We start from the raw sequence: 13,761 nt of genomic DNA on the forward strand, positions 1-13,761 counted from the left end.
TTGGTTGTAAATCATAAAAAACCCCACTATAAATTAGTGGGGTTTTTTATTAAAAATAAATATGGAAAATTTAGAAGTCTTTATTATCAATTTATTTATGTTAGGTGAAAACTTCTCTAACCATAATAATCAGCAAATTCGTGATACAACAACTATAGAATGTGAAGGTTTTAACTTTGAATTTAAACAACTTAATATTCAACTTAAGCAGAGTGAATTTATAAATCAAAATTTAGTTACCACTAAAGTTACTATTGAAAATATTTGTTTAGATCAAGTTGAGCAACTTTTAAATGTTATTGATGATTTCTGCTCACTACTTTCTTTTACTCAACAATCACCAATTCGACGTTGTAGCTATAAAATAGGTACTACAGAACACTGGACTAATTGTTCAGGAAATGTAATTAATCCACTTACCTCTATCATTGAAAATCATGGTAAAGAAATTCGAATTTTCATTGAGCAAACATATCCAACTTTTAAAAAGTTAAAATCAACTAGGCAGCTTACGGTAGTCTTTGGCTATTTATGTGAAGCAAATCGCTCTACCTTAGCTTTAGAAATAGCCTTAATTTCACATTATGTTGCGATAGAAAATTTAAAATATACCTTTGCACTAGATAATCGATATGAATATTCAGGACAACATTTCACTCATAAAGATTTTCCACCTCTAGATAACACACCTTCGAACGCAGAAGATTATTGGCCTCCTAAAGGAAAAAGAAAAAAATATGTACATAAAACATATGGTCATATTACATCAACTGAAATGACATTAAGAATGTTTGAAGCAGCCCATTTTAATAGAGATGAGGTAACACCTTTCTTAGATAAATGACATAGAATGATTCATGAAGGGGTTTTATCATCTTTTGGAGATAACAATTATATAGGTCAAGCCATTGAAGACCGTAGGGATGTCAGTGATTTATTACGAAAGTATCTACTCACTCTGTTAAATTACAAAGGTAATTATTATCTAAGCCGAGATCGAATAGGTGCTTCAGGATATATCCCTTAATATCTAACTAGCCAAGCTAAATCCAATTCCCTATACTCAAACTAACAACACTCAACAAGAAAGAATCATATGAAATTGAAAATGCTTATTTTGACTGGTCTTGCGGGTATTGCTATTACGGCGTGTACGACTGCACCTAAAATCCCGCAACTTGAAGCCGGCGTATTACAAGAAGTTCAGAATCTGGAAGTCTATCCAGACACAGTGGATAACAAAGCCAAACTGACTAAATTTATTGATAAATGCGTGATTGAATTTACTGGCAACCTCAAAGCAGGAAAATCCATAGAACACTGGTCATTTAAAGGCAATACCCTGATTTCAGGTGGCGCAACCACCTTTGCTCAAGACGGTTCAAGCACAGCCAATAATTTTGACCTGCATAGCCCAGAAGTACAAAAAAACTTCCTTGCCCTGCGCCATCATTTCCATAAAGATGCCTTGGCCCAATGTAACTAATTCTCCCATCAGAATCACTGAATCCATTGGGACTTGGTGATTCATTCTTTATACAGTCAAAGCGATAAAGAAACTAAACTTCTAACTGTATGGCTTAAAGCAGCACGACTCTTATAAAATAATAAAAATCAAAAACATATATAATTTAGTTTGTAAATTATTTTCACATATTGCGGCAGATTGTTATTCGGTGTTGCAAAAACGTGTGAATTTAATCTCTGATTCCGAACTCCTCCATTAAACTGGTTATGATGGTGCTCTTATAACTCGGTAAACACTCGAGTTTTATCATGCAAGGATAAATCGGGCTATGAAAACAATCAGAATAATGGTGATGAGCACAGCACTTTTAGCTTGTACTTCCCTTTTTGCTAACGCAGACACCAAAGCAACTTCAGAGCTAAAAGCTAAACACAGTGATCAAAATACTGCTGACATCGTTCATAGCAGTAAAGAAGAGATGAGTAAAACTCGAACTGCAAAGCCAGACTCCCCAGAAAACATCCAGAACTTTGCCGCTGAAAATGCTCCTCCAAGTAAAAATAGTAACCATTCACATCCAAGCAATATGGATATTAACGGTCAAACCCATGCAGAACTGAATCCATATTCTGAAAAAGCAGCTTCAGCCGATCCAACTCAGGAAATTGAAAAATAAGGTATCTTCTTAAATGACTGTATAAAAAGCTCATTTTCACGGGCTTTTTTTCTTGGATAAAACAATCGGAAGATTGAGCTTAAATGTAATGAATCTGTATTAATTTCGCCACATTTCACATTTTCCCCTCAATTTACTCTTAGAATAAAATCCAATAGAAAATTGAATTAGATTGCAGCAATTACTCGCACAGGGATTATCCTTACAATGAAAATGATGAAAACGGTATTGATTACAAGTGCCATTTTGGCATCCACCTCTGTTTTGGCTCAAACCAGTACCACAGCTCCAGCACACAGCCACCCTGCACCTTATGGGGATAACCCCAATATCTTTAAAGTGCTCGGTCATAAGGCCCAGCAGAAGGTTCAGAACACAGCGGAAAAGGTGGATACCGCGGCGCAAAAAGGGGTAGCCAAAGTCAAACCCAAAGTCGAAAATGCGTGGGAAGACACCAAGGACTTTGCCGCTGAAAAATCAGCCATTGCCAAAGAAAAGTCACAACACGCAGCAGCCACGGTCAATCAAAAAATAAATGAAACTAAGGATCATATTATCGGCAGTCCAAATGATCAGCCTGCACCGATTATTTCACATCCGCTCAGTGAGTCTTCAACCAGTAATTAATTTGCACCTACATATGACTGGCTGCTCAAGTACAAGCTGTATAGGAAAACCAACGCCGATTTATAAATCAAGTTGATTATAAGCAATCAGCCTCTGTGAGAGAGACTGATTGAAAAGATAAATTAATTGACCTGACGAATCGGTTGTCCTGCTTTAAAGGCCAGCACATTCTGCTGCATTTGTTGCACAATCCGTTGCCGTGCATCGACACTGCCCCATGCACTATGCGGAGTAATGATCAGGTTGGGAATATCATCAGCTAACAGCACATTACCTTGTTTAGGCGGTTCAACCGTGAGCACATCGGTGGCAGCACCAGCAATTTTGCCCTGACGCAAGGCATCAGCAAGCGCGGCTTCATTGACGATTCCACCGCGTGCACAGTTAATTAAAAATGCGCTTGGTTTCATGGCATCGAAAGCTTGGACATCAATTAAATCACGGGTATCGTCAGTTAAGGGACAATGCAGACTCAGGAAATCCACTTGCGGCAACAGTTTGGAAAAAGGTACACGGCTCGCATCACCAGGACGGTTCGGCAAGGATGCAACAATGACTTTCATACCAAAGGCTTCAGCCAGTTTTGCCACAGCCTGTCCCAATTCACCATAACCGACAATACCCAGCGTTTTGCCAGACAACTCGATAATAGGGAAATCCAGCAGGCAGAACTGTGAAGCCTTATTCCACTCGCCTTGCTTTACGGCACGGTCGTATTTGAGTAACGAGGTTGCTAAAGCCAGCATCAAGCTTAAAGTATGCTGTGCCACTGCCGCAGTGCCATAACCCTGACAGTTGCATACCACAATGCCTTGTTTACGTGCCTGAACCAGATCAATATTATTGGTGCCCGTTGCGGAAATTAAAATCAGTTTTAACTGTGGACATTGTTGCAAGGTAGCAGCATCGACCACGACTTTATTACTGATAATAACCTCGGCATCGTGTACACGTTCGAGGAGCTGTGCCTGGGTCGTCGTTGGAAAAAGTGTCAGCTCATCAAATACAGTTTCAAGCTGACTGAAATCCAGATCATTTTTATCCAGCGATTCATAATCTAAAAATACGGCTTTCATGCTGCTTCCCTTGGCTGAGTTTGATGAATATCTAAAAATTATTGCCCAGACATTAAAAGCCAGTTTTACATTCTTTTTCAACCAAATTTAGAGATGAAAAATACAAAACCCACTATTTAGTGGGTTTGTTGATATGCAGCTGAATCGACTTGTAGATTTCATAAAATACATAAATTGCCAGGGCAAACACCACAAGCATTCCCCCGCTCATAATAATATAAGTCGGATCTAGACTGTCTACGAAAGCATAGCAAGGTATGAATATAGAGATGAGGATTAAAAGTACAGCCGGTATAAAATCACGTTTCATCCTGAAGCACCCGTTATTTATTGTTTAATTTTGAGTCATGAAAACTTGCCTTACCGTTCTATCTTAGACCGATTTAAAGATAAAGCAAGTGATCAAAATTAAAACAAATTGGGATGCATGCTCAACCCTGAATCTATAGGCTATAGCGCAGATAACGGGTCAGGCTGGGTCACAAATTGCGCAGTTTCAGGAGCATCTTCCACAAACTCATGACTGCCATATTCGTTATTGCTCAAGTTTAAATGCTTATAACTAAGCAGATAAAAATCACTATATTTTTTAATGACCAAGGGGTGCATCCCAGCGGCTAAAGCTTCCTGTTCCCTGAACAGTTTCATCACTTGCCGGTCATTCATGGCCACGATAAAACGTTCGTCATTCATTGAAATGTGTACCAGTCCACTGCCCTTGGCAAAGATCGGCATCAGAAATTTATGATTCAGGGCGATGGCACTGGCCGCATAGCTTTCAATCTTCTGGCTAATCACATTAAATACCAGACCATGACCAAAACAGTCCAGTAACTGACTGCGATTTTCCTGCGGCAAATTGACCTGTATGCCCAATTTCAGTAAATCTTGCTGACTGACCTGTTTATTGCGCAGCAATTCCCTGAGTAAATTATTCTTTAACTTGGCATCAAAAAACTGGCTGTCCAGCTGCAAATCATTATTGACCAGAATGGAACCCAAGGCATTGCGGTGTCGGGGCAACAGGTTTTCAATGACTTTACGATAGTAAAACTTGCTGTTCTTTTTCACCTGACGGATTTTGCGATAAAAATAGCTAGCATCAAACTCATGCAATAAAAAGTCATGCAGCAATTCTGAACTGGCCAGTACCGCAATGGCATCGTGTCCGGTAAAAGGCAGGTTCAGGGTCTGAATTTTTGGCAGCACCTGTTCAAGTTTTAAATAATGCGCACGGTCTTCCGGACAGTAAGGGTCATAGACCACAATATATTCACGTTCCGCTGCAACATCCTGAGGCTGAATGCGCATATGGGCATTCTGTTCAGGATGAAAGAACATGTTATAGCGCGAGTCTTCGACTTCTTCAGGATTGATGGAATACTGCGGCACCAGCGCCACTACGCGCTTTAAATTCAGCAGGTTGGAATACTTGATGACCGCATACCCGCCCATGGAACCACCATAGCCAATCCGGGTTTTAAACGGTGCAATCAGTTCCTGAATCTGGGCAAACATCTCGCGCATCGAACTTTCAGGAAACCAGGATTTCTGCTTCGGCATAATGCCAATCACATTAAAGTTATACTTATGCAGTGATTTTTCCGCATTAATCGACAGCCCTTTGGCGCGGGTAATTAAATCGCCAAAAGAAAAAATCAATTCATCCGATGAGCCTTTCAGAAAGATTGCACGAATTTGTTCGTCTTCAAAAATAATGTGTTTATCCATTTCCACACCGAAGCAAATCGGCCCTTTATCAGAATCAATGCTACAAATAGACACCTTGCCTATTTACGAAAAGCGAATATGTTATTTTATAGATGCCATGAAGATTAAAAAGCGCAAAATATGACACAATCACTTCATCCTGCTGCTCAAAAAGGCTTCAGTTCTGCCGCTGAACTTTATCAACAAGTTCGTCCGAGTTATCCACAAGACATCGTCAATTGGCTACGTGATCAGCTCCAACTGGGTGAACAGTCGCAGGTGGTTGATCTGGGTGCAGGTACTGGCAAATTCTTACCTTACTTAAAACAGCTGACCTCACACATCATTGCCATTGAGCCGATTCAGGCCATGCTGACACAATTGCAACACGCCTATCCCGACATTAAAACGCTACAGGCGTCGAGTGAATCTTTGCCTTTAACCGCCCATAGTATAGATGCTGTGGTCTGTGCACAATCCTTTCACTGGTTTGCCAATCTTGAATCATTAACACAAATTCATCGAGTGCTCAAACCGGCCGGACATCTGGCACTGATCTGGAATCAGCGCGATGTTGAGGTCGACTGGGTCAAAGCACTGGCAGACCGTATTGAGCCGTTAGAGGGCAATACGCCACGTTATCATAACGGTCAATGGAAAAAGGTCTTTGAACAGCAAGCGCTGTTTCAATTACAAAATACCACAACGTTTCAGCAGCAACATGTCGGCACTGTGGAACAGGTGGTGTCCAAACGCCTGCTCTCTACCAGTTTTATTGCCGCCATGTCAGCACATGAACAGCAGCAGTTAAAAGCTGAATTTGAACAGATCGTTTTAGAGTATACAGGCAAGCATCCTCAAGATGAAATCGCATTCCCCTATGTGACCTATGCCTATGACTTTAAAACACTCGATCAGAAATAAAGGAACCATCATGATGCAACGTCAATTCAAACATTTTGCTCTTCCTGTTTTACTGTGCTCAAGTGTACTGATGACGGCCTGTAATGACCGTGACGGTACTCCATCTCCAAATGATAAAGTTCAATCTGAAGATAAAGTGATGCAGGAGCTGATTACTGAACCGGTGAAAGCCTTTGAAAAAAACCCGGATGATCCGCATGATATCGCCATGCTGACTGACTTTGACACGCGTTTTACCCAAATGAGCGATGAAATGGAAGATGAACTGGTGAAAATGCAGGAGAACGGTTCGCTAACAGAGGAATTTGCCTACAATCGCAAACGTGACAATATCCAGTCTGCCCTGAACATGCTCAAACAACTGGATTTAAAGACTGAACAAGGGCGCTATATTCAGGGGCTGATGGCGGAATACTGGCAATCTCAAGCCAAACTTTATGATGAGCACAAAGATAAAAAAGCAGAACCCATTAAAAACTCAGCAGATCAAGCCAAAGGCTTGGGTGAATTTTTACATGCTCAGGAACAGCTGGAACACTGGCAATCACAATATCCGGACATGAATCAGGCTCAAGCAAAAAAAGCTGACATAGCCAAATCCGAAACCACTGAATCTGGCTACTAAAATCGGGTACATAAAAAAAGGATCATTTGATCACTACTGTCCCATAATTAAAGTCCAGGTGTTAGATTCGCGAGTGTGGCAGGGATGCCACACATTCCCCATCACGACAGGATGTCGTGTATGGGGAATAAAGACTTTTGCCTACTTTTGGTCTGTCAAAAGTAGGGTTCAGCCTACACAAAGCGACTTAAACTCATAAAGAAAAGACAAGGCTGTAAAAAATAAATATCAAATACTTAAAAATAACAGGTCATCATGTTGATTCATTACTGAAATAAAATTCAAATTATGGGACAGCACTGATCATTTGATCCCTTTATCTTTTAATCTCAGGCTTCAGCATGACTACGGCCGTTCATCATATTGTGGCAGACCATCACAGATGGTATCCCACTCTGCCTTGGAGGCCACAAAAATATGTTGCGTCGGCTTTTGCTGCAACGGTGTATCGAGCGTGCCTATTCTCAGGCGATACAGATCGGGCGTATCGGTTTTAATGCTGATAATCGGCGAGCCACAATCGCTACAGAAACAGCGCTGGGTCGTTTCGGTGGACTGGAACTTTTTCAGTAAATGTTCACCTTGCACAATGTGAAAATCGGCTTTTCGAATTGGAGCGTTGGTGGCAAAGGCCGTCCCATTGGCCTTACGGCAACGTTGGCAATGACATTGCACGATGTCGCCAATTTCGCCCCGAATTTCATAGCGCAAACCGCCACACAAACAACTTCCTGTATATCGCTTTTGTTCAGACATAATGGCTGCATTTTTTATAAGGATTGAATCTGCAACTTAGCATGCTTTAAATCACAGTTCAAAACCGGCCGCATAATGCACTGTTATTTTTGTGCAGCCAGATAGGCATGCACACCCTCGCCTGCAGCACGACCTGTCGCAAAACAGGCGGTAAGCAAATAACCTCCGGTCGGTGCATCCCAGTCCAGCATTTCGCCGCAACAAAACACATGCGGATTGGACTTTAATTGCAACTGTTCCGACAACACATCGCGTTTTACCCCACCCGCACAGCTAATCGCTTCTTCGATCGGACGGAATCCTGCTAAAACAACAGGCAAATGCTTGATCTGCTGGGCTAAAGCCAGCGGATCGTTCCATACATCTTTGGCAACCAGTTCACGTACCAGATTGGCTTTGGCTGCATCCAGTCCGGCCTTACGCCAGACATTGCTCAACGACTGCTTTTTACTTGGTTGTAATTTTTTCGCCAATTGCTCCATGCTTTGCTCGGGGATTAAATCTAGATACAGTTGCATGGTCTGGCCCTGTTTGAGCTGCTGACGCAGTGCACGCCCTTGCTTATAGATCAGCCCGCTTTCCAGGCCATAATGGGTAATCACAATATCCCCCATGCTTTTAGCCTGATCATCCACCCAAGCTTCCACACGTTTTAAAGGCTGGCCAAATACCGACTGCATAAACCTGGACCAAGTACGCTCCACCCCGGCATTACTGGCCTGAAAGGCTTCAATGTCCTGCGCGGGCAGCCATTGCTGCCATGCCCCATCGCTTCCCAGTTGCGACCAAGATACCGCACCACAGGCCATCACAATCGCATCAAAGCCCTGCTGGCTGTCTTGCTGGGTGGTTAAATCCCGGATACACAATTGCTGACCTTTCAAATTCAACACCTGATGGCGATAATGAAAAATCACGCCTTGTTCAGCCAGACGTTTTAGCCAGGCACGAAGTAAAGGTGCCGCCTTCATTTCTACCGGAAACACCCGTCCTGATGAGCCGATATAGGATTCAATCCCCAAACCCTTCATCCATTGCTGAATCCAGTTCGCATCCCATTTTTTTACCCAAGAGGCCAGCCATTCTGCCTGGTCATAACGCTGAATAAATTGCTCGATTGGCTCGGCATGGGAAATATTCAGCCCAGTTTTACCCGCCATCAAAAACTTACGTGCAGCAGACGGCTTTTGTTCATAAACATGAATTTCGTAATCATATTGGCTTAACAGTTCCGCGGCCATTAAACCGGCGGGGCCTGCTCCAATAATTGCAACACGCTTTTTCATAACCAACTCATTCAGCGTTTTTAATATCAGCTTCTGTTGCTCCCGCTTGAACCGAATTTTGCCCTTGTAAAGGCATAAACTCATCAAAACGTGTCGGGTAGCTTTCAGGTTTGCTGATGATCAGTTGCTGGCACAACTCACCACGCTCCAGATACTTAATTTCAAAATGAGTGCGTGCCGATGTAGCTGGAATCACTTCTTTGACAAAAGGCAATTTCCAGACTTCAATCAACTGCTGCTGTGCTTCTGCGATATATTCAGGAATATTACTGGCCAATGTGACTGTTCCACCCGGCTGTAAGCGTGACAGCAGAAACTCAAAAAATGGCATGTTTAACCAGCGTTGGGCCGGATTATGCGGTTCCGGATTCGGATAGAGAATAAAAAACTGCTGCACTTGAGCAGGCAATAAGGCATGCACAATCCACGGCATGGCATCAGCATGAATCACCTGTAAATTCTTTTGTCCTTCCAGAGCATGCTGTTTTTGCATGGCCAGATATTTTTCACGTGTGCGCTCAATGGCAATCAATTTTTTTTCAGGATTTTGAGCTGAAAACAGCAAGGCATGTTTACCTTTACCGGCACCAATTTCCACACAAACGGGATCTGGGCGAATCATTTGAAAATCACGAGGCGCATGCATACGCTGTGCTTGAAATTGACGAATTGGCATAATCAGATCAAACTAACAAAAATCCGCTCAAGTCTAGCAAGAGCGACTGTATTTGCCTAATTGAATCCTTATTTTTATTCGGAGAATAACATGCCGCGTACTTTTCCGTGTCCACGCTGTGGCAAACCCACGACTTGGGAAGGCAATGAATTTCGTCCTTTTTGTTCAGAACGTTGCAAAATGATTGATCTGGGAGCCTGGGCCAGTGATGAATATAAACTGCCGACTCAGGATGCACCCCAAGCAGATAACAGTGGCGAACAAGATGAATTTTAATCGTCTTGCGTGATCCGCAGGAAAACTCGTCTAAAGGTGGATAAAATGGATTGATCCACCTTAGTCAAATGGATTGGAAAGCATGTTTTTATATTCTAAAACTAAAAGAATAATACAAAAAATCAGAAGGATACCAATCGCCGTGATCAGCAAATCTTGACTATAAATCCCCAAACCCAAACATGCCAACATGAGAATAGTTAATATAAACAGTGTTATTTTTGTAAATAGTCGCTTCACAATTCATCCCTCAAAATAATAAACTATAAATCACGTGATACAAGTCAGCCTTTTATAGAGAAATGTTCATGTGCCTATAAATTTGTTTCTTATTTTCTTCATTACATAATTCAAATTTACCCACAAAAACGACTTAAAAACAGTTTTTTACAACTGTTAAATTTCTCTCATTTACCGATAAAAAGAATAACCCGTAGTCACTTTTTAAACTATAATCCTTCTACAAGAATAGCAATAAAATTTTTCTTAATTGAACACTTAAAACTAAACTTAAAAACATTACAGTTGGGCTATAACAGCCTCATCACGATAAAAACGAACAACAATAAATTTTAAAAGCTATAAAAAGGAGAGCCCCATGGGTCTTTGGTGCTTAAAAATTCTATTTTTTCTGTTTGTCAGCTTCAGTATTGTGGGGCTGATTTTTGGAATTTATACTTATGATGGCATTATTATTGCGATTGGCATTTTATTCATGCTTGCAGCCATTATTATTGCCTTGGAATTAAAACAGCTGCGCAGTGGACCCTTTCATCGAGATTAATGAAATGAATTCATCAATCTTTTACAGGAAAAAAACAGGCAAAATTAACCTGCTTTACCTGCTACAAACGGATTATGCTGTTTTTCAAAACCAATGGTACTTAAGGGACCATGACCGGAAATAAATTGGGTTTCATCAGGCAAACTAAAACATTCACGTTGAATCGAATCAAGCAGCTGCTGGTGGTTTCCACGCGGGAAATCGGTACGCCCAATGGACCCTTTAAACAATACATCTCCTGTCCATAGCAGGCCATAGTTTTTGTTATAGAACATCACATGACCCGGCGTATGACCTGGAGCAAAACGAACTTCAAACTCTTCCTCTCCCAGCATTAACACTTCTCCGCCTTCAAGCCATTGAGTCACATCTACCTTTTCAGGAACAGGAAAACCATAACGTTGCGATACTTCCTGAATCATGTCGAGCCAAAAGGCATCTTCCTTGTGCGGACCAATCACCGGTACATTCCAAGCCTTGCTTAAAGCCCCTACTGCACCGGCATGATCCAGATGCCCATGCGTCAACCATAAGGCCTTTACCTTTAGCCCCAAAGCTTCCACCTCGGCTTTTAATTTTTCCGCTTCACCACCAGCATCAATCAAAATGGCTTCTTTGCTTTCTGCATCCCAAACAATTGAACAGTTTTGCTGAAATGCGGTGACTGGCACAATTTTGACTTGCAGCATAAGAATGAAACCTCAGGGAAATTAATGAGCGAATGTGTGCTTTAGTCCATCAAGATTAGCCTGAAGCAGGGTGCTGAGCAAGGCGATATGATCTGGACGACAATTTAATGCCGGAATATAAGCATATTCTCCCCCTCCTGCCGACTGGAACATTTCAGCATTTTGCAGCGCTAATTCTTCCAGAGTTTCCAGACAATCTGCGGAGAAAGCCGGACTCATGACCTGAACCGATTTCACCCCTTGCTTGCCCCATTCTTCCAGCAAGGCATCGGTATAGGGTTTTACCCACTCCTGTTTTCCAAAACGCGATTGGAAACTGATGGCCCATTGCTCCTCAGATAAGCCCAATGCATCTGCTAATAATTGTGCCGTGATACGGCAACGATCGGCATAAGGATCGCCTTTATCCGCATAAGGCTGAGGGATGCCGTGGAATGACATCAACAGTTTTTCTGGCTGGCCGTGTACGGCCTGATAGTCCCGGACACTTTGTGCCAGTGCCTGAATAAATGCGGGATGCTGATAATAATCACGAATAATGGACAGACCTGGCAAATTGCGCTGCGTCAAAATCCATTTTGCGAGGGCATCATATAAAGGTGCTGTTGAGGTGGCCGAATACTGCGGAAATAAAGGCAATAAAATAATGTGATCTGGAATATCCTGTGACAAGCGATTCAAGGCAGAATCAATGCCTGGATTGCCATAGGTCATGGCTGGAATGACATTGAGTTCAAATTCAGGATATTGTTCAGTTAATGTTTTTTTTACCTCAATGACTTGGTTCAACAAAATTTCACGCATGGGAGAATCGTTCTGCCACACCATTTCATAGGCATGGGCCACACGCTTGGGACGAAAAGGTAAAATAAACAGCCGTAAAATGATTTGCCAAATTGGCTTGGGGATTTCAATGACACGCTGATCGGACAGAAACTGCTTCAAAAAACGACGAACTGCAGGGACCGTGGGTTGATCCGGCGTACCCAAATTGGCCAAAATAATCGTGACTTTTGTTTTAGCTGCAGAAGACATCAGACCTTTTTCCAATATAAATGAACTGCTTTACTTTAACAGCTTTCTGCACTTTCTTTATATGGATTAAAATGCAGATTTAAATTGGAAAACGCGATCATTATCAAGCAAATTACTTTCAAGTAGCTTTTGTCCCTTGAGGGTCAATTGCCAGAGCATCCGTTGACGGTCATCACGGCCTGACGGGACAATCCAGTCATTTTGACGCATTTGCAGTTTAATACTGTGTAAGGCACGAATATTAATTTGTGCACGGGCAACGGCATGGGCACGTGGCATTTCCACCCGGGCATCGGCCAGCCCCGTATCATTCAAGTAATCATTGATACATTTGGAAAAATATTCTTCTGGTGTTGGATTGACAAACATGCTGCCCAAAATAGACAGGAGCTGAGCCCAAGTGAGCTTCTTCTGAATTTTCAGTTCCTTAAAATTACCATCTTGATAGGCATGCATACGATATTCAAAAGAAAATACTTCTTGCATGGACACTTTAGGCAAAGACAGGAACGGGTCGACTTCCCGTTTTCCGACTTCGGTTTCAAGCTGCTCAATTTTAGCTTTCAGTTGATCAATTTCATCATGTAAAGCCTGGGTGTTTTGCGGTCTAACCCATCCCGATACCGGATAACGCTCCAGCATTTGTGGCATATTCAAACGCACAGCCATTTCCAGATCACGCAGGCTACGGTAAGTAAAAATCTGATCCACTTCTTGCTGTAATAATTTGCGGAATTCTAAAAATTTTTCGCGCAATTCAGGTTTTTGGTCATGCAAGGACTCATCACGTGAGGCAGGATCTTCATGCATAAACACAATAATCGGTTTCTGTTTTGTGACTGCATAAATATATTCCAGATGCATATAACCTACACCTGACACAGACTGTTCACCATATTGACTGCCCAGCAGCAGGATCACATAGTCACAATCATCAATCTGACGCCGTGCAAACGCGGTGCTTAAAGGTGTCCGTTGTTCTAAGCCCCAGGAAAAGAACCCCATGCCTACTAAAGTTTGAGCTAAAACAATTCGTTCCGGCTGCATTTCACTGCCAGAAGTGGTAATAAAAACCTGATAACGCTTATCGAGCATTGGTTATCCTCTTCCAATTGCTTATTACATCCTGACAGACTCATCTCTGAGCAATCAC

General features: G+C 42.0%; 16 protein-coding genes. 8 read left to right on the forward strand and 8 right to left on the reverse strand.

What is annotated here, in order from left to right; all coding sequences use genetic code 11:
* Nucleotides 1-61 precede the first annotated feature (61 nt).
* The 4 genes from GTU69_RS07470 (at nt 62) to GTU69_RS07485 (ending at nt 2,771) form a co-directional block, all read left to right on the forward strand.
* On the forward strand, nt 62-844 hold the full coding sequence (locus GTU69_RS07470; protein WP_166169443.1) for a hypothetical protein: 783 nt from the start codon (nt 62-64) through the stop codon (nt 842-844).
* 252 nt (nt 845-1,096) lie between these two features.
* Nucleotides 1,097-1,486 carry a hypothetical protein gene (locus tag GTU69_RS07475; RefSeq protein WP_166169445.1) on the forward strand — a complete coding sequence of 130 codons (390 nt, stop codon included), beginning with the start codon at nt 1,097-1,099 and terminating at the stop codon, nt 1,484-1,486.
* A gap of 310 nt (nt 1,487-1,796) precedes the next feature.
* Nucleotides 1,797-2,144: a hypothetical protein gene (locus tag GTU69_RS07480; protein ID WP_166169447.1), complete on the forward strand. Its 348-nt coding sequence runs from the start codon at nt 1,797-1,799 to the stop codon at nt 2,142-2,144.
* Between the two features lie 207 nt (nt 2,145-2,351).
* Nucleotides 2,352-2,771 (forward strand): hypothetical protein, encoded by a 420-nt coding sequence (locus GTU69_RS07485; RefSeq protein ID WP_166169449.1) that lies wholly within the window; start codon nt 2,352-2,354, stop codon nt 2,769-2,771.
* A gap of 122 nt (nt 2,772-2,893) precedes the next feature.
* On the opposite strand, the gene GTU69_RS07490 is transcribed toward GTU69_RS07485, so the two are convergent.
* Both GTU69_RS07490 and GTU69_RS07495 read right to left on the reverse strand, forming a co-directional pair.
* Nucleotides 2,894-3,847, reverse strand: a complete 954-nt coding sequence (locus tag GTU69_RS07490) for a 2-hydroxyacid dehydrogenase (RefSeq protein WP_166169451.1) — start codon at nt 3,845-3,847, stop codon at nt 2,894-2,896.
* Nucleotides 3,848-4,297: 450 nt separating this feature from the next.
* Complete coding sequence (locus GTU69_RS07495; protein ID WP_166169453.1) at nt 4,298-5,578, reverse strand: hypothetical protein; 1,281 nt, start codon at nt 5,576-5,578, stop codon at nt 4,298-4,300.
* 120 nt (nt 5,579-5,698) lie between these two features.
* Here GTU69_RS07495 and GTU69_RS07500 point away from each other — a divergent pair, with 120 nt between their 5' ends.
* Together GTU69_RS07500 and GTU69_RS07505 are read left to right on the forward strand one after the other, a co-directional pair.
* Nucleotides 5,699-6,481 (forward strand): class I SAM-dependent methyltransferase, encoded by a 783-nt coding sequence (locus tag GTU69_RS07500; RefSeq protein WP_166169455.1) that lies wholly within the window; start codon nt 5,699-5,701, stop codon nt 6,479-6,481.
* Between the two features lie 10 nt (nt 6,482-6,491).
* Nucleotides 6,492-7,106 (forward strand): hypothetical protein, encoded by a 615-nt coding sequence (locus tag GTU69_RS07505; protein WP_166169457.1) that lies wholly within the window; start codon nt 6,492-6,494, stop codon nt 7,104-7,106.
* Nucleotides 7,107-7,451: 345 nt separating this feature from the next.
* Here GTU69_RS07505 and GTU69_RS07510 read toward each other — a convergent pair whose 3' ends face one another.
* The 3 genes from GTU69_RS07510 to GTU69_RS07520 all read right to left on the reverse strand — a co-directional run bounded on the left by GTU69_RS07510 (nt 7,452) and on the right by GTU69_RS07520 (nt 9,830).
* Nucleotides 7,452-7,862 carry a GFA family protein gene (locus tag GTU69_RS07510; protein ID WP_166169459.1) on the reverse strand — a complete coding sequence of 137 codons (411 nt, stop codon included), beginning with the start codon at nt 7,860-7,862 and terminating at the stop codon, nt 7,452-7,454.
* An 83-nt stretch (nt 7,863-7,945) separates the two neighbouring features.
* Nucleotides 7,946-9,148 (reverse strand): TIGR03862 family flavoprotein, encoded by a 1,203-nt coding sequence (locus tag GTU69_RS07515; protein ID WP_166169461.1) that lies wholly within the window; start codon nt 9,146-9,148, stop codon nt 7,946-7,948.
* A 7-nt stretch (nt 9,149-9,155) separates the two neighbouring features.
* Nucleotides 9,156-9,830: an rRNA adenine N-6-methyltransferase family protein gene (locus tag GTU69_RS07520; protein WP_171522014.1), complete on the reverse strand. Its 675-nt coding sequence runs from the start codon at nt 9,828-9,830 to the stop codon at nt 9,156-9,158.
* A gap of 84 nt (nt 9,831-9,914) precedes the next feature.
* Between GTU69_RS07520 and GTU69_RS07525 the strand changes: the two genes are divergently transcribed.
* Both GTU69_RS07525 and GTU69_RS07530 read left to right on the forward strand, forming a co-directional pair.
* On the forward strand, nt 9,915-10,100 hold the full coding sequence (locus GTU69_RS07525; RefSeq protein ID WP_086174058.1) for a DNA gyrase inhibitor YacG: 186 nt from the start codon (nt 9,915-9,917) through the stop codon (nt 10,098-10,100).
* A gap of 598 nt (nt 10,101-10,698) precedes the next feature.
* Nucleotides 10,699-10,884, forward strand: a complete 186-nt coding sequence (locus GTU69_RS07530) for a hypothetical protein (protein ID WP_166169465.1) — start codon at nt 10,699-10,701, stop codon at nt 10,882-10,884.
* A 44-nt stretch (nt 10,885-10,928) separates the two neighbouring features.
* Here GTU69_RS07530 and GTU69_RS07535 read toward each other — a convergent pair whose 3' ends face one another.
* The 3 genes from GTU69_RS07535 to GTU69_RS07545 all read right to left on the reverse strand — a co-directional run bounded on the left by GTU69_RS07535 (nt 10,929) and on the right by GTU69_RS07545 (nt 13,703).
* Complete coding sequence (locus GTU69_RS07535) at nt 10,929-11,573, reverse strand: MBL fold metallo-hydrolase (RefSeq protein WP_166169467.1); 645 nt, start codon at nt 11,571-11,573, stop codon at nt 10,929-10,931.
* 21 nt (nt 11,574-11,594) lie between these two features.
* A complete protein-coding gene (hemH, locus tag GTU69_RS07540; protein ID WP_166169469.1) occupies nt 11,595-12,608 on the reverse strand; it encodes a ferrochelatase in 1,014 nt (337 codons plus the stop codon).
* A gap of 66 nt (nt 12,609-12,674) precedes the next feature.
* Entirely contained in the window at nt 12,675-13,703 is a 1,029-nt protein-coding gene (locus GTU69_RS07545) for a DUF4062 domain-containing protein (RefSeq protein WP_166169471.1), read from the reverse strand.
* Between the last annotated feature and the right edge of the window lie 58 nt (nt 13,704-13,761).

The organism is Acinetobacter sp. SA01 (assembly GCF_011319235.1).
Taxonomy (GTDB): Bacteria; Pseudomonadota; Gammaproteobacteria; order Pseudomonadales; family Moraxellaceae; genus Acinetobacter.